This window comes from Bacillus sp. HMF5848, from assembly GCF_003944835.1.
GTDB lineage: Bacteria > Bacillota > Bacilli > Bacillales > HMF5848 > HMF5848.
In genome coordinates this window covers 3,510,109-3,525,431 of sequence record NZ_RWIV01000001.1, presented here as the reverse complement: position 1 = coordinate 3,525,431, position 15,323 = coordinate 3,510,109, and the positions used below count along the sequence as shown (strand labels likewise).

Here is a 15,323-nt window from a genome sequence, read left to right as displayed (position 1 = left end):
TGTTAAGATTTCGTAAATATTGTAATGGTTTTCATAAAAAAATTAAAAATTTTTAAACATAACAAGGCTACTAACTTAGTTAATAGCCTTGTTTTTAATTAGCTGCCGGTATCATTGGTAGTTTATGCACCAGATATTTGGTAATAACTTTCTAAAGCTGTATTTTTGACGGTGCATTATTCTCTTTACTAGAACTATACGATTAATTTCCCTTCACTTTTACCATTTAGCTTTGTCTCCAGCGCATTGAGATAGTAAGGTGACAACAATCAGTATCTCCCGCTTTGGAGGAAAGTTTTAACTTAATTCCATCGGGCGTATACGAAGTGTCAACTTTGGATGATATACCTGTCGATTTTATAAGCTCATCGACTTGAGCTAAATTTGATTCTTGCGCGGCAGACATTAATTTCATTGCAAACTGCTTTGAATCAGCAATTTTCTTTAACACAAGACTTGCTTCTTTCATTAGTTTTTGCATAGCGATAGCTGACTGATTAAAGAGATCTGGATTCACTTCGGGATAACTATACGCACGGAATTGGGGGGGATATGACCAATTATATATGATAGGTGTAGGTTGCCAGTATGGACTAGTATGATAACCCATCGGATACAAATGTTTCATTAAGTAAGCCTCCTTCCTTTATACATACTCAATATATGTCATGAGAACTTGATTGGGTGTCAAAATATTTGAGGAAAAGTATCCTTATAATTCTTTTGTCGCAATATCATCAATAGGTGTGCTCTCGACTGAAGACGTATCTCGCCTTAATTCCCCATTCTCGTCACATTTGCAGGTTAAATTACACTGTATCTCCCACTTGCTAAAACACATGCATCTAAAAATGTAGGGAATACATTCCTACATTAGTTCACAAATCCTTTGCAAAAATAGCACTAAAATCTAGTAACAAAGTCCCGAGTCACCATGACATAATAATACAAAATACGATTCCTCTACGAGGAGGTGTGCACGATGGAGGTTACTGGTCGTCAGTATGTAGTTTTTTCATTACAAAATCAATTAGTGGCACTAACAATTGAAGAAGTATTAGAAATCATACAACTAAAAAAGATGACGGAGGTGCCTGGAGTTGCAAATTACATACTAGGCATGATTAATTTACGAGGCAGTATTATTCCGGTTGTCAGTCTACATAACCGCTATCGTATAAATGAGTTTGCAGTAACTAAAAGGTCAAGAATTGTTGTTGTCCAATTTGTTAATGAAAGTATTGGACTGTTAGTAGATGAAGTGAAAATGGTAACATTCATTGAAAATACTAATATTTCACCAACATTGAAAGAGTTTGATGTTTTGGAAAAAGAATGCTTCAAAGGTTTTGCGAAAGTGAATGATAAGTTAATAGGGATTCTAAACTTAGAAAAACTATTATTCCCTGAAGCTAAACAGGAGGGAATTGCATATGACTGATTTCGACATGACAGCGTACTTAGGTGTTTTCCTAGATGAAGTAGATGAGCAGCTGCAAATTTTAGACGAACAAATATTAGAACTTGAAAAAGGTGGCTATAATCATGACGTTGTGCAATGTTTATTCCGGGCCGCGCACACTATAAAAGGATCAAGTGCTGCTATGGGGTTTGAAAAGCTTAAGCAAGTTACTCATAGCTTCGAAAATATTCTAGATCTCATCCGTCATGAACAACTTTCAGTAAATCATAATGTGATAGATTTATTTTTTAATTGTATAGATGCCATAAGGGATATGAAACGAGCGATTATTGAGGGTTCTCTAGATAAGGTCGAGACAGAAGCACTGCTGACGAAACTAGAACATATTCAAAATGGGTTGCAGTTTGAATACAAACAGGATGAAAAAGTAGAGCATGAAACCGATATAGCCTTCCCTGTAGTGAAATTCGATGAGTATCAAAAAAACGTCATCGAGCAAGCCTTACAAAGTAATCTAGAAGTCATGGCAGTTTATATTAGTCTTGTTGATAGCGCTATCATGAAAAGTGTCCGTGCACTATTAATTCATAACAATTTAAAGCAAATTGGAGAGATTATTAGCTGTTATCCAAGTGCCATTGAGATAGAAGATGAGGCACACTTCAATGGCCATCTGGTTTATATACTAGTGACATCTCAAGACAAGCAAGCAGTTTTTAATATAGTGAATAGTATTTCAGAAATTCGTACAGTAAGCATTTCTAAAATTACAAATGACAATCTAAATGATTTTTCCAGAGGAACTCGTAAAGAAATAATCATAAAGGAAGAGCATCAAGAAGATGAAGGCAATGTAAATGAAAAAGGTAAAGTTAAAATTTCACCTACCGTGCGGGTTGATATTGCAAGACTCGAACATCTGATGAACTTAGTTGGAGAACTTGTTATAGACCAAACACGTTTAAGTGATGCGAGAAGTAAGCTAGAGGATTTAATGCCTAACCATCCTACAGTTGAAACAGTTTCCGAAATATCAAATCACTTCAGTCAAGTCATTAGTGAACTACAAGAGGGAATGATGAAAACAAGAATGCTGCCTATTGAACAGCTGTTTAATCGTTTTCCTAGAATGGTGCGAGATTTAGCTCAAAAATCGAACAAAGAAATCGAATTTACAATCCTTGGGAAAGAAACTGAACTAGATCGAAACCTAATAGATGAAATTAGTGATCCAATTATTCACTTGTTACGGAACGCTATAGATCATGGTGTGGAGTCACAAACAGAACGTGAGGTGGCAGATAAGCCTGAAAAAGGACAAGTATTATTAAAAGCATCTCATGAAGAAAACCACATCGTAATTACGATTTCCGATGATGGGAGAGGGATAGATGCCGACAAGATTGCAAGAAGGGCTGTTGAAAAAGGGATCGTAACTCATGAGGAGATAGCGAATATGACCGAAAAAGACAAACGGTTTCTCATTTTTCACTCAGGGGTATCGACAGCAGAGAAAGTAAGTGATATTTCTGGTCGTGGAGTAGGAATGGATATTGTCCGCAGTCATATTGAAAAGTTAAATGGAATTATTGATATTGAGTCTGAGATAGGTCAAGGGTCTACCTTTACAATTAAGCTACCGTTAACATTAGCGATTATAAGTTCATTATTAGTGCAGTTAGGCGAAAGAGAGTTTGCTATTCCATTAGCAAATGTGCAAGAGATTGAAGCGATAGATGTATCGCAGATTAAGACAATAAAAAATCAAGAAGTTGGTATTGTTCGGAACCGTGTCATACCTTTAGTGCGACTGCATGAGTATTTTGGAATAAAATCTTCTACAGTTTCAACTAAAAGGCGTAAAAGAAGCCGAGTGTTTGTAGTGGTAATAGGGTTGGCCGATAAGCGTGTAGGCTTAATTGTTGATAAAACACTTGGTAATCGAGATGTTGTGATTAAACCGTTAGGTAAATATGTAGGCACACCAAGGTATATTGCAGGTGCAACTATCATGGGTGATGGATCCGTTGCTTTAATTATAGATGCCTTGTCTATTGCAAGAGAAGAAGGAACCAATATTAAAGTAACGTCATCAGACAAAATAGCAGCCGAGAGTAAAAAAGAAGACGAACAGCTACAAATAGTTACATTTAAATTAGGAACAGAAGAGTTTGCAGCGGAAATAGCCAAAGTAAAAGATATTATTCCGGTGCCTCATATTACAGAGATGATTAATGCTCCTTTTTCTGTTATCGGTATGATTCACCTCAGAGGTGAGTTAATCCCAGTCTTTGATTTACGTGAACGATTTAGTTTACAAAAGCAACCGTTAAATAGGAAATCTAGAATTATGATCTTGGCAATAGGTAATCAGCTTGCAGGTGTGTTAGTTGATCAAGTTTCAGAAGTAATGAAGCTTAGTAGAGATGTAATGGAAGCCGCGCCTGCAAATGTACTAAAAGAGCATGAAAACTTTATTGAAGGCGTATGTCATCTTGAGAATCGCTTATTAACTTTGGTAGATTTTGATACTTTGCTTCAATTAGATGAAGTGAAACAATTACAAGTGCTGTAAGTGAAGGGAGAGAATGGAATGAATTGGGTGAAAAATCGTAGCTTTTTTGGGAAGTTAATCATTTTAATAGTAGGAAGTGTGATAGCGTTAGCTGCTGTAAGCTTGACAGGATTTCTCTACATGAATCAAATGAGTGGCAAGGCATCGGAAATGTACAATGACCGTTTATTACCGGTTGCTTGGCTCAATGAGGCACGTGCTATTAGTCGTAACAATGAATCGCTCATGCTTGAAATAATAACGACAAAGGATGCACAATTAGTAAAACAATATGAAGAAGAACTAAGTAGTAAAGCTGTTGATTTTGATGCTTTACTAAAAAAGTATAGGGATACATATTTAAAAGAGTTTGAAGTTACTAAGCTTGGAGAGCTCGATTCCGCTTTAGAGGGGTATCGGATAGAACGTGGCAAAACATTTGAGCTAATTCAAGGAGGCAATCTAGAAGGGGCTTACTCCTACTTCAAATCAAATATGCAACCACAATTAGATAAAGTGAATGGGTTATTAGATGAACTTGTTACGTTTAATGCTGAAGAAGCAGGAAAATTAAATACAGGAATAGAAACAGGAATGCGTGATGCAACAATTATAATGATTGTTGTTACTTTGGTCGCAGCAGGGATCGCAATAGGATTTGGTTTGATGTTATCACGATTAATGACAAAACCTGTTCAAGAAATATCTGCTATGATGGCGAAAGCCGAGCAAGGTGACTTCACCGTGGAAAGTACGTATGAATCAAAAGATGAGCTAGGTCAACTTGCACTATCCTTCAACAGCATGGTGTCTGGCTTACGTATACTTATCCAAGAGGTGCGTCAAAATGCGGATAATTTAGCAGCAAGTTCTGAGGAAATTTCTGCGAGTACAGAGGAGATAGCAGGAGGCAGTCAACAACAAGCGCAATCGGCTTCAGATACAACAGAGATGGTTAAGGATATGACGAAGGCTATTCAAGAGGTTTCTCGTAATGCAGAGGATGCTTCTAGCTTCTCTCAAAAAACAGAATCTGCGGCTTCAAATGGCTCCATGGTTATGCAAGAGACATTAGAAGGTATGAGTAACATTAAACAACAAATTACTGAACTAGCTTCAAAATCAGAGCAAATTGGCGAGATTGTTGAAGTAATTGATGAAATTGCTGAACAAACGAATTTATTAGCGTTAAATGCAGCCATAGAAGCGGCGCGAGCAGGAGAAGCGGGTAAAGGCTTTGCTGTAGTTGCAGACGAGGTTCGTAAACTGGCCGAACGTAGTAGTAAAGCAACAAAAGAAATTTCTGAACTTATTCATTCCATTCAGCAAAATACCGAAAGCTCAGTTACAGCTGTAAACAATGGAAATGAGCGAGCAAATAGTGCGGGAGTCACCTTTAAAGAAATTGTGAAACTTGTAAAAGAGTCTGCCACAAAAGTTTCTAGTATTGCTGCTGCGAGTGAAGAGCAAGCTGCACAAAGCGAGGAGGTTCTTACATCAGTAGAAAACATTGCAGCGATCACAGAAGAAACAGCAGCTAGTGTAGAAGAAACAGCAGCAACAGCAAATGATCTTGCACGCATGGCTGAAGTCTTAAATAGCTTAACAAGTCGTTTCAAAGTGTAAAGGAGATCTATATGAATACACACACCTACTATATTGGAAAATGGGAAGAAGATGTCACCATAAAAAACATTGAAGACTTCCGAACGTTTATACAAGTTCTTCTAGAAAAGCAATATGATTATTTCATATTATCTTTATGTCAAACGCAATATCTTAATAGTTCAGCCTTGGGAGTAATTGCTAATGGGGTTATTCAAGCTCGAAAGGAAAATAGAGAGCTTGTAATAATAGCTCCTGAGTCTGTATTGAGGGAGATATTTGGTGTTGTGAAGTTTCATAGTTTTATGAAAATATTTCAAACGACAGATGAAGCCATTCGATATATTGAAGGACAATAATAATAAGACTGCCTACTTGGCAGTCTTATTAACTAAATGAATATAAAAAACCCTTACAGTTCTGGTTCAGATGATTACTGAGAAGGTGACAAACAATTAGACAAAATCATTTCTAGTGATACGAATATTGTAAAATCATTTAGTAACTAGGTAGTCCACGCAACTTCTTTTTATTATGAATTCTGAAAGAATGCAGAGTGTTTTTCATTAACAGTACTAGCTTTTTGCTTACTAGTCCATAAAATGATCGCGCAAATGAGAAGAAGTGTACTAGTTATAAAAAACACAAAGTGTATACCAAGATAACCTGAAACGACACCACCTAAAATGGGGCCGACAACATTGCCTAAAAAACGAAAGCTAACAGTATAGCCTAATATTTCACCCTGTGACTCTAAAGGGGATAATTGTCGCACATATGCAGTTAAGCAAGGAATAATCCCACCAATTGATAATCCTACCAAAAAGCGCCAAAAAGCTAGTTGCCATATTTCAGTTACAAACGCTTGAGGAATAAAAAAGACAGCACCAAGTATTAAAAGTATAAAAATAACTTTGTGAAAGCCAATGGAATCTCCAAGCTTTCCCCACCTACGAGTTGATAATAAGTTGCCAAGCCCAGCAGCTGAAAAAACTGTTCCAGAAATAAATGCAACATTGGTGGCGGCTGGTAGCATATCGGAAACATACAAAGCTAATAAAGGCTGAATACTGAATATAGCTGCTTGTGTTAATAGAGAAATAAACATAAGTGAAAATAAAATAGGATGATGAAGTATGTAACGCCAAACTGCCTTCCTATCATATCGTTTAGCAGAGCTACCTTCTACTTTTGGCTTTTTAAGCTCTTTCACACCGACAAGCACAATGAACGTTGCGAAAGCAATCGCAATAGATGTTATTAAAAAGGTAATAGAAAATCCAGTTGAATCTGCTAACAAACCGCCTAACATAGGACCGAACAAACTGCCTGAAACAGTACCTGTTTGTAATGTACCTAATGTTTTGCCTACAATATCTTTTGGGGCCATCGACGATATGAGTGCTAATGAAGTAGGGATAAATCCTGTTACACAGCCCATAACGAGTCGAAGTACAAAAAGCTGCTCAACTGTTTGAACAAAGCTCATGCAAAAGATACTAATAGATATACCAAAGCCAGTAATGAGTAAAACTCGTTTGTAGCCATACCTGTCACCCATTCGTCCCCAAAGTGGCGATACAATGAGAGCTGCTATAAACGTTACACCAAATGTCAAACCTGACCACCGTTGAACATACGAAGCACTAAATGAACCTAACTGTTCAATAAAAAGAGATAAAAATGGTAAAACCATTGTGGCGCTGGCTGCGACTAAAAAATTAGCGATCCACATAATAATTAAGTTCCTACGTAAATATGTATCTTGAATATAAAACACCTTCTTTTGAGGAAAATATTTCGAGTATCTAAATATTATACTGAATTTTATAGAAATTGGGAAGATTTATATCCACATTTTACATACAAAAAACTTATAGGATGTTTGTTTATAATTTGTTAATCTTAATATAATGGAAAAGTTCCGTTGTCTTGGGCAAATAAAGATATACTTATCGAGGAGATTGGTTTATAAATGGAAAACTTGATGCGTCAATATCATAATTTGCAGGATATATATAGCCGAGCCTTAGGGTTAACAATATTTGTTGCAACGAAAGATGGGCACTTTGTTACACCGATGACAGGTGATGAAACGCACGTCAAAGCGTTATTTAAAGAAGCTTCACCTAGCTTTAGTGAAGTTGTTAGTGAAAAAATTAAAATACTTTCTGATATTGTTTATCCTGTGTCGTTTAGTAGAAATAACGACTCGTGGTTAATTGCCCCGATATTATATAAAGGAAAAGAAGCTTATTATATTTGGGCAGGAAAGGCCACAACAAATAGTCTTCATCCGTATATGGCTGATATTGTGAACTTTGCTTCTCATGGATCAACCTTACTAAAAGCGCATTTAAAAGAAAATGAGATTGCAAGCTTTCACAACACCATTGTTGCGTTAGATAATGTGCGTGGAGATACTGCCAGCTTATTGCAAAGTGCACTATTTAACATTGGCAACATTGATTGCATCGGCTTTGCAACGGTAAAAAACCAAATGTTCACTGTTGAAGAAGTAGTAGGTAAGAATGCAGGTTTACTAAAAGGAATACAATATTCTGTACAAGAAACGTTCTTTGAAGACGTAATCGCATCAAAGAGAAAAACGTTATTTATCTTTGAAAACACTAAGTATGATATGAGAGCTAAAATTTTTCATGAGCATGACATGTACTCTAATGTAGTATTTGCTTTATCACTTACTTTAAGTGAAGGGAGAAAAGCATTTTTATTTGGAACGAGTAGTGAACAACAGCTCCCTGTTTGTTTTGACCTTATTATTGAGCTTTTTGCTAAAATCTTTGAATATCACATTGATCGTTTATCGTACAAGCAGGCGCTTAACTCTCTATATATGAAAACCACGTCTATTATGGAAATAAGTAGAGTCGCAAATATAGCTGGCTCAGTTGAGCAGTTACAATATATCGTAAGTGATTTACTGACTAATGTCCTTGGCAAAAGTGCCAATGCCATTATTTTTAAAAAAATTAACAACAATGAATACTATCACTATAATTATCTAACTAAACAAGATGCTGACATTTGCCGTATATCCTTGAATGAATTACCTTATGATGTACAAGAGAATAGGGCGGTATCTCTGATGAAAAACAAATCAGGGAATTATTCGGTTTGTCCTATCTTTCTTAAACAAAAAATCATTGGGTACTTTTTAGCGACATATGAGGAAGATAGAGAGAAAGAAATAGAAACTGTATTAACGATGGTTGCAAGTATTAGCGAAATGGCACTTCAGAATTTGCTAGTTATTGGTCAATCAGACAAAGCGGAGGAAACTAATACATTAGTGTCAAAGAAAGTGGCAAATGATGAGAACATTAATAAGCTGCTTACGAATCGTGAAAAAGAAATCCTTGAGCTGATTGTAAGAGGAGATAGCAACCGAGAGATATCAGAGAAGCTTTTTATTAGTATTCATACAGTAAAAAATCATATTACTAATATATTCACTAAGCTTGGAGTCACGGACAGAACACAACTGATTGCTCTAATGTATCGTATGAGCTTTGGTGAAGAGTATGGCAACAAAGAAAAAAACTCAGCAAAGCTGCCTGTTAATTAGGTGAAGCTTTGCTTTTTTCTTGGGAATTTTTAATGAGCGTTTATTAAACTCACATGTATACAATTAAAAGTTAAAATGATGGATTATTAGGACTAACATTGATATTAATTAAGACTATATAGCAGCGTTATATAAGTAAAAAACAAAAACAAATACCTTGTTATATATGGGATCAAGAAGAATGTTGGTTGAGGAGTAGTTTTTTCCTTAACATAGATAATTCTACATAACATTTATTTTCTTTTTCTTCTGAAAAAAATCGTTATATTGTCTATAAAATTAAGTGTCTCTTAGCATATAATGTTATAATAATAACATACAAAATTTAGAAAGGAGGTATATTGTTTGGATAGCAATCATCAATATTTATTTCTGGATTTTGAGTTTTCTATGCCTGAATCAAAAGCAAATCCTCCTGGTTTTTTTCCAGAAATAATTGAAGTGGGGCTAGTAGCAATTAAGAATCAGCAAAAAGAAACATACTCCACCTATGTAAAACCTCGGTTTTTTCCAGTTCTTTCTCATCGCTGTAAGTCGTTTCTGTCTATAACACAGGATGAAGTGGAAAATGGAATCCCTTTTGCTGAACTTGTCGGAATATTGAGTCACTATGATAGCCAAGCACCTACAACGGTTATAACATGGGGCAATATGGATATGAAGGTACTAAGAAACAACTGTCATAAAGCAAGCATTCCATTCCCTTTTACAGGAAAAACCCGCGATTTGGCCATGGAATATAAAAAGTTTTTTGGTGATCAAAACCAAACTGGCTTATGGAAGGCTGTACAAGAATATGGAAAAGAGGGAACAGGAAAACATCATTGTGCACTAGATGATGCATTAACCACATACAATATTTTTAAATTAGTTGAACAGGATAAGCGTTATTTATCAGCACCACCGATGACAACGATTGGAGAGCGAATTGATTGGCAAAAACTGAAAAACAAGCTTGTGTTCTGAACCGAATCGCTACATACAGTGATTTGGTTCATTTTATTTTGCTTATACATAGGTATTTAGTATAATATTTGTCAAACGTAATTGTTAAATAAGATATAGGTGCTATATAAGTGCGATTGAATATAGAAAATTTTGAAAAGGGGAGATGTGTAGATGTTTCATTGGGGGATTTGGTTTTTAGGTTTTATTCCGTATTTTCCTGAAAATAAACTAGAATATATACCCGGTGCTATTACGACTTTAATTTTTGCAGGTGCAGCTGCATATGCAACATATTTGTTCATACGCCATTCAAAAAAAGAGGCAGCCAAGGCTAAAGAGTTAGAAGAAAAAATGAAGAATGAGTATAACAATCGCAGGTAGCCGAGATGTTTAAAAGCATAAACCTTTGGAGAGAATGTACCTTATACTAAAGTACATGTGGGAGGATTTTATGCTGTTTAAACGACTTCTTGTAGGCGTTTGTATATTAACAATATCAGGGTGTGCCTCTGACCAACCTCCGACAAAACTTGAGGTTGAAGTGTACAATGCTGCTGGAGATGCGCTAGGTATTATAGAGATGGCTGAACAAACTTCCGGGGTTGAGCTTAACGTGGACTTAGAGGGGTTACCACCAGGTGAACATGCTATACATATTCATGAAATCGGAAAATGTAAAGGGCCTGATTTTAAATCAGCTGGGGGACATTTTAACCCAGACGATAAACAACACGGCCTATTGCATCCCGAAGGCGCTCATGCGGGCGATCTACCGAACTTAATTGTGAAGGATGATGGGACGGTTACCGCTACCTTAATGGCTCCGAATGTGACATTAAAGTCCGGAAAAACATCGATATATTATAAAAAGGATGGGTCGTCTATCGTCATACATGAGAAAAAGGATGACGGTATGAGTCAACCGGCTGGAGATGCAGGTGCAAGAATAGCCTGTGGTATTATTAAAAAAGACGACACGAAAAAAGATGAGGAAAAAGTCGAAAAACCATCAGAAGGTAAAGAAAAAGAGGAGAAATAGTGAAGCGTGCCAACTAGTGGCACGCTTATTACATTTTATACATTCGGCATGTAAGAATGCAGCTCATTATAAAGGACGATACATCGTCCATTGTCCTATGTCAGTAAATCCCATTCGTTTATAAATTCGCCCGGCACTCGGATTATCATAGAATAAGCAAGCTAGTTTCCCTTCTTGCGTAATGTCTTTGACTAGCTCACTTACAACAGAGGTGGCAAGACCTTTAGCCCGATGATGCGGATGTGTGCAAACACCCACTATCATAGCGGATAATGAATTTTCGGCAGTTGTTGAAGCACATGCCATTACTTCTCCGGACTCATTCTCAATGAAGTATGTTCTAGCCTTATTTGCTTCCATCGTCTTCTTCATCATGTGAATACTTGCATCTGTAACAACAAATTCATCTATTTTGCGCCAAAGATTAATAATCTTCTCGATATCATCTATTGCTGCGTGTTTGATTTCAACGCTATTCATCTCAATCACCGGAGGTATTCTGCACTCACAATAATAGGTTGACTTCTCTTTGCCTAGGTATTGCGATAGTAACGGAGCAATCTTAGTAACAACCGTTGCTTTCCCAGATAACTGAAAAGGTTTTGCCTGAGCGGTTATGATGGGGATAAACTCTTCTGCATGCCACCTTTCATTCGCGTAAACGATAAATGAATCATAAAAACGTAGTAATACAGCCTGTAGTTTTTCTGATTCACCATATTGTCCCCATACTTCTTGAAAATCCTGATCATAACCGAATGCTTCAATATCACCAATTATAAAAAGGTTCATAGCTGCTTCAGGCTGTAGAAATTCCATAACTGCTTTGTGGTCTGTATTGGATAGCTTTCGAATCATTGCTGTCGCGACCTTTCAATAGTTTTTAATAGTTTACAAGTTTTTAACAGCAACTTCAACAGCAAGTTTTATTCGTTCTAATCCTTCTGTAAGGGTAGAGCGAGGGCAAGCGACATTAAGGCGGAAAAATCCACTTCCATCTTCTCCAAACCGACTTCCTGGTTCAAGTGCAACTTTTCCATCTGTTAGAAGATGGTACTGTAAAGTCTTTTCTTCTATACCTAAACCACGAAAATCTAACCAAATTAAGTACGTTGCTTCTGGCTTCATAATGCGAATACGTGGGTCTATAGTCGGCAGGACTTGTTGGACTAGCTGAACATTTTCTTCTATATAAGCAATAACTTCATTAAGCCACTTAGCACCGTAACGATAACTTGCTTCGATGCCCTCAATAGCAAATGTATTAAGAGTAAAATGCCCTTGTTTATGTAGATGATCTTCATAGGCTTTTCGGAGATCTTTATTTGCAATAATCGTAGCAGAAGCTTGTAATCCCGCAAGATTAAATGTTTTACTAGGAGCGATGCATGTAATAGTTCGTTGAAGGCTATCTTCGGAAATATGTGAAATAGGAATATGCTTATGGTTGTTTAATAATAAATCACTGTGAATATCATCGGATATAATTAGTACGTTGTATTTCTTACATAGAGCGGCTAAAGTTTGGAGTTCACTTTTAGTCCAAACACGACCGCCAGGGTTATGAGGGCTGCAAAATATAATAGCTTTTATACCGTTAGCAAACTTTTGTTCTACATCATTAAAGTCAATCTCATAGTGATTATTCTCTATTAATAAAGAACTTGTTATAAGCTTTCGATTGTTTTTTTGAATGACTTGGAAAAAGGGATGATATACTGGTGTGAAAATTAATATAGAGTCGTTCTCGTTCGTAAAAGTCTGTACGCATGCTGCTAAGGCTGGAACAACACCAGAAGTGAATGTAACCCACTCATTTTTAATGGACCAGTTGTGCCGTGATTGTAGCCAGTTAACAACGGCCTGCTTCGTTTCATCACTTGCGATTGTATATCCAAAGATAGGATGCTTACTTCTTGCTTGAATTGCTTGAACTACTTCATCAGGTGCTGAAAAGTCCATATCTGCTACCCATAATGGCAAAACATCAGATTTCCCAAATACTTTTTTTGTTTCGTCCCACTTTAAAGATTTTGTGCCCTTCCTTTCAATAAAATCATTAAAGCTACGTGTCATACTTATCGCCTCCGTGTAAAAATTTGATGTACGTGTTTCATATTTTCGAAGTTTTGGTTCATACTTTGTTCACATTCTTTTTTTAAATTTTATCACATATATCTGCTAAAATTTACTATATGGAACTTGTAAATGGGGTGTTTAATTGCAGAAGTATGCTTTCAGTATATTTGCATTATGTTTGTTTTTTATAGGCTCATACGATAACGTATTTGCACAACAATTGATAGTTAAGCAAGGGGAATCAATTCAAGGTGTCATTGACAAGGCAGCTAATGGCGATTCAATTGTCGTAAAAGCAGGTTTGTACGAAGAGAATCTAGTTATTGACAAAGAAATCAACCTTTTTGGAGAGAATGGAACTATATTGGATGGGGGCGGTCAAGGAACCGTTATTACTGTCAATAGTTCAAATGTACATATTAAAGATTTGAACATTCGTATGAGTGGAAAAAAAGATCGTGATGCTGGTGTTTTAATTACAGGTGACAATGTGAAAATAGAAGATATAACGATAGAACAAGTGTTATTTGGCATTTATGCAATTGAAACAAAAGGAACTACGATTTTAAATAACAAAATTTCAAGTTATCCACTACATTTCTCTCAACGAGGAAGTGGTGTGCACTTATTCAAAACAGGACATGCAACCGTAAACGATAACCATATTTTCACCGTACAGGATGGCATTTATTTAGATTTCGCTAAAAATAGTATGCTGACGAGAAACAAAATTCATGGCGCACGCTATGCGTTGCACTTTATGTATTCATCAGGGGCTGAGGCAAGCTATAATGAGTTATTTAATAGTATTAATGGTTTAATGGTTATGGAAACAAAACAGGTTGATATACATAATAATATTGTTACAAAGCAGTTGCATTATCGTGGTTACGGTGTACTGTTATATGATTCAGATTTAATTACCTTTTCAAACAACACAATTATGTACAACAGTAATGGACTTCAGGTGGAGGATTTAAGAGAATCTGTTATTAAAAACAACACCGTAGCCGGTAACCATGTAGGTTTAGCTATGACAGATGAAAATGTGAAAGTCAGCATTTTTAAAAATAACTTTATTGGGAATGTAGTACAAGCCAAACTAGTCGATCAAGGAAATCTTAATATTGATAATGGCTTCATTGGGAACTACTGGGATGATCATCAATCCTTTGATTTAGATGGAGATGGGATTTTGGATACTTCATATGAAGCGGGATCTATGTATGACAAGCTATTAATAGCACAACCAACATTTCAGTTTTACTTTGAAAGTCCAGCCATAAAGACATGGGCCTCTGCGGAAAGTTTGTTGCCTTCTGTAGGTGTTGAAAAAGGTATTGACAGGTTTCCAGTGAATAAGCCTTTCGAATATGAAGAAAGTGAAGAGAAAGAAGTAGGAAGAAATGGAGCTGCAGGAATTATTGGTATCCTATTTATCATTAGTGCAGTTGCATTACTGCAGTGGGGGAGGATGAACAGAGCATGAAACGATTACTAGTATTTTGCACGATTATCTTATTGCTAGCAGGATGCGGAGGGAGTCCTTCGTACGAGCCTAGAGATATAAATCCCGAGATAGATGTGTGTGTCATTTGCAATATGAGTGTTGCGGCCATTGATCATGCAACAGAAGTAATTGTGAAAAATGGTGATGTGTATACATTCGATGATATTGGTTGTATGTTGGAGTTCATAGTAGAAAGAGAACAAAACGAAAACGATATCATGAAATCGTACGTAACAGACTTTGTGACAGGAGAATGGGTTGATTTCCAAAGTGCTCACTTCACGTATGACAAGCGTTTTTGGACACCGATGGCATTTGGTGTGATAGCTTTTGCGAATGAAGAAGACGCTGTAGCTTATATTACCGAGCAAGGATACGGTGCAGTTATAGATTATAATACATTGCTAGCATCTGATTGGATAGTAGAGTAACTAATCATGTATGAAAGGAGAAGAGGACGCATTGTTTGTTAATCGCCATACATAGTAGCTTTAGGAGGGAAATTCATTTTTCTTAGGAATGTATTCTCTCGTTTAGCTTCTGGACCAACTTTAAGCTCAACCTGGCGCTATCTTA

At 36.4% G+C, this 15,323-nt stretch carries 14 protein-coding genes and 1 pseudogene; 11 read left to right on the top strand and 4 right to left on the bottom strand.

What is annotated here, in order from left to right; genetic code table 11:
* Nucleotides 1–226 precede the first annotated feature (226 nt).
* Nucleotides 227–628 carry a hypothetical protein gene (locus tag EJF36_RS16925; RefSeq protein WP_125907424.1) on the bottom strand — a complete coding sequence of 134 codons (402 nt, stop codon included), beginning with the start codon at nucleotides 626–628 and terminating at the stop codon, nucleotides 227–229.
* 354 nt (nucleotides 629–982) lie between these two features.
* Between EJF36_RS16925 and EJF36_RS16920 the strand changes: the two genes are divergently transcribed.
* The 5 genes and pseudogenes from EJF36_RS16920 (at nucleotide 983) to EJF36_RS16905 (ending at nucleotide 5,941) form a co-directional block, all read left to right on the top strand.
* Nucleotides 983–1,441: a chemotaxis protein CheW gene (locus EJF36_RS16920; RefSeq protein ID WP_125907423.1), complete on the top strand. Its 459-nt coding sequence runs from the start codon at nucleotides 983–985 to the stop codon at nucleotides 1,439–1,441.
* Nucleotides 1,434–3,998 (top strand): chemotaxis protein CheW, encoded by a 2,565-nt coding sequence (locus EJF36_RS16915; RefSeq protein WP_125907422.1) that lies wholly within the window; start codon nucleotides 1,434–1,436, stop codon nucleotides 3,996–3,998. The genes EJF36_RS16920 and EJF36_RS16915 overlap by 8 nt, the downstream gene beginning before the upstream one ends.
* Nucleotides 3,999–4,016: 18 nt before the next feature.
* Nucleotides 4,017–4,787 (top strand): annotated as a pseudogene (locus EJF36_RS22255) (MCP four helix bundle domain-containing protein); the annotation flags it as partial.
* Nucleotides 4,782–5,603 carry a methyl-accepting chemotaxis protein gene (locus EJF36_RS22250; RefSeq protein ID WP_395940644.1) on the top strand — a complete coding sequence of 274 codons (822 nt, stop codon included), beginning with the start codon at nucleotides 4,782–4,784 and terminating at the stop codon, nucleotides 5,601–5,603. The pseudogene EJF36_RS22255 and the gene EJF36_RS22250, both read left to right, overlap by 6 nt.
* Before the next feature lie 11 nt (nucleotides 5,604–5,614).
* Nucleotides 5,615–5,941: an STAS domain-containing protein gene (locus EJF36_RS16905; RefSeq protein WP_125907420.1), complete on the top strand. Its 327-nt coding sequence runs from the start codon at nucleotides 5,615–5,617 to the stop codon at nucleotides 5,939–5,941.
* 173 nt (nucleotides 5,942–6,114) lie between these two features.
* On the opposite strand, the gene EJF36_RS16900 is transcribed toward EJF36_RS16905, so the two are convergent.
* On the bottom strand, nucleotides 6,115–7,317 hold the full coding sequence (locus tag EJF36_RS16900) for an MFS transporter (protein WP_125907419.1): 1,203 nt from the start codon (nucleotides 7,315–7,317) through the stop codon (nucleotides 6,115–6,117).
* A 240-nt stretch (nucleotides 7,318–7,557) separates the two neighbouring features.
* Between EJF36_RS16900 and EJF36_RS22030 the strand changes: the two genes are divergently transcribed.
* From EJF36_RS22030 to EJF36_RS16880, 4 genes are all read left to right on the top strand, one after another.
* Nucleotides 7,558–9,171 carry a response regulator transcription factor gene (locus tag EJF36_RS22030; RefSeq protein ID WP_125907418.1) on the top strand — a complete coding sequence of 538 codons (1,614 nt, stop codon included), beginning with the start codon at nucleotides 7,558–7,560 and terminating at the stop codon, nucleotides 9,169–9,171.
* A gap of 345 nt (nucleotides 9,172–9,516) precedes the next feature.
* Entirely contained in the window at nucleotides 9,517–10,137 is a 621-nt protein-coding gene (kapD, locus tag EJF36_RS16890) for a 3'-5' exonuclease KapD (protein WP_125907417.1), read from the top strand.
* A gap of 153 nt (nucleotides 10,138–10,290) precedes the next feature.
* Nucleotides 10,291–10,500, top strand: a complete 210-nt coding sequence (locus EJF36_RS16885; RefSeq protein ID WP_125907416.1) for a hypothetical protein — start codon at nucleotides 10,291–10,293, stop codon at nucleotides 10,498–10,500.
* Between the two features lie 70 nt (nucleotides 10,501–10,570).
* Nucleotides 10,571–11,158, top strand: a complete 588-nt coding sequence (locus EJF36_RS16880) for a superoxide dismutase family protein (protein WP_125907415.1) — start codon at nucleotides 10,571–10,573, stop codon at nucleotides 11,156–11,158.
* Between the two features lie 66 nt (nucleotides 11,159–11,224).
* Here the strand turns inward: EJF36_RS16880 and EJF36_RS16875 are convergent, their stop codons facing one another.
* Both EJF36_RS16875 and EJF36_RS16870 read right to left on the bottom strand, forming a co-directional pair.
* On the bottom strand, nucleotides 11,225–12,016 hold the full coding sequence (locus EJF36_RS16875) for a GNAT family N-acetyltransferase (protein ID WP_125907414.1): 792 nt from the start codon (nucleotides 12,014–12,016) through the stop codon (nucleotides 11,225–11,227).
* Between the two features lie 33 nt (nucleotides 12,017–12,049).
* Nucleotides 12,050–13,234, bottom strand: coding sequence for a MalY/PatB family protein (locus EJF36_RS16870; RefSeq protein WP_125907413.1), 1,185 nt, complete (start codon nucleotides 13,232–13,234; stop codon nucleotides 12,050–12,052).
* Nucleotides 13,235–13,379: 145 nt separating this feature from the next.
* Here EJF36_RS16870 and EJF36_RS16865 point away from each other — a divergent pair, with 145 nt between their 5' ends.
* A complete protein-coding gene (locus EJF36_RS16865) occupies nucleotides 13,380–14,726 on the top strand; it encodes a right-handed parallel beta-helix repeat-containing protein (protein WP_125907412.1) in 1,347 nt (448 codons plus the stop codon).
* Complete coding sequence (locus EJF36_RS16860; protein ID WP_125907411.1) at nucleotides 14,723–15,178, top strand: nitrous oxide reductase accessory protein NosL; 456 nt, start codon at nucleotides 14,723–14,725, stop codon at nucleotides 15,176–15,178. The genes EJF36_RS16865 and EJF36_RS16860 overlap by 4 nt, the downstream gene beginning before the upstream one ends.
* The last annotated feature ends 145 nt before the right edge of the window (nucleotides 15,179–15,323 follow it).

Excerpts from the sequence above, each read along its gene's own strand:
- EJF36_RS16925 (WP_125907424.1), bottom strand. The coding sequence starts at position 628 with ATGAAACATTTGTATCCGATGGGTTATCATACTAGTCCATACTGGCAA.
- EJF36_RS16870 (WP_125907413.1), bottom strand. The coding sequence starts at position 13,234 with ATGACACGTAGCTTTAATGATTTTATTGAAAGGAAGGGCACAAAATCT.
- EJF36_RS16920 (WP_125907423.1), top strand. The coding sequence starts at position 983 with ATGGAGGTTACTGGTCGTCAGTATGTAGTTTTTTCATTACAAAATCAA.
- EJF36_RS16860 (WP_125907411.1), top strand. The coding sequence starts at position 14,723 with ATGAAACGATTACTAGTATTTTGCACGATTATCTTATTGCTAGCAGGA.
- EJF36_RS16900 (WP_125907419.1), bottom strand. The coding sequence starts at position 7,317 with ATGTGGATCGCTAATTTTTTAGTCGCAGCCAGCGCCACAATGGTTTTA.
- EJF36_RS22250 (WP_395940644.1), top strand. The coding sequence starts at position 4,782 with ATGGTGTCTGGCTTACGTATACTTATCCAAGAGGTGCGTCAAAATGCG.
- EJF36_RS16880 (WP_125907415.1), top strand. The coding sequence starts at position 10,571 with ATGCTGTTTAAACGACTTCTTGTAGGCGTTTGTATATTAACAATATCA.
- EJF36_RS16905 (WP_125907420.1), top strand. The coding sequence starts at position 5,615 with ATGAATACACACACCTACTATATTGGAAAATGGGAAGAAGATGTCACC.
- EJF36_RS16885 (WP_125907416.1), top strand. The coding sequence starts at position 10,291 with ATGTTTCATTGGGGGATTTGGTTTTTAGGTTTTATTCCGTATTTTCCT.
- EJF36_RS16915 (WP_125907422.1), top strand. The coding sequence starts at position 1,434 with ATGACTGATTTCGACATGACAGCGTACTTAGGTGTTTTCCTAGATGAA.
- EJF36_RS16875 (WP_125907414.1), bottom strand. The coding sequence starts at position 12,016 with ATGATTCGAAAGCTATCCAATACAGACCACAAAGCAGTTATGGAATTT.
- EJF36_RS22030 (WP_125907418.1), top strand. The coding sequence starts at position 7,558 with ATGGAAAACTTGATGCGTCAATATCATAATTTGCAGGATATATATAGC.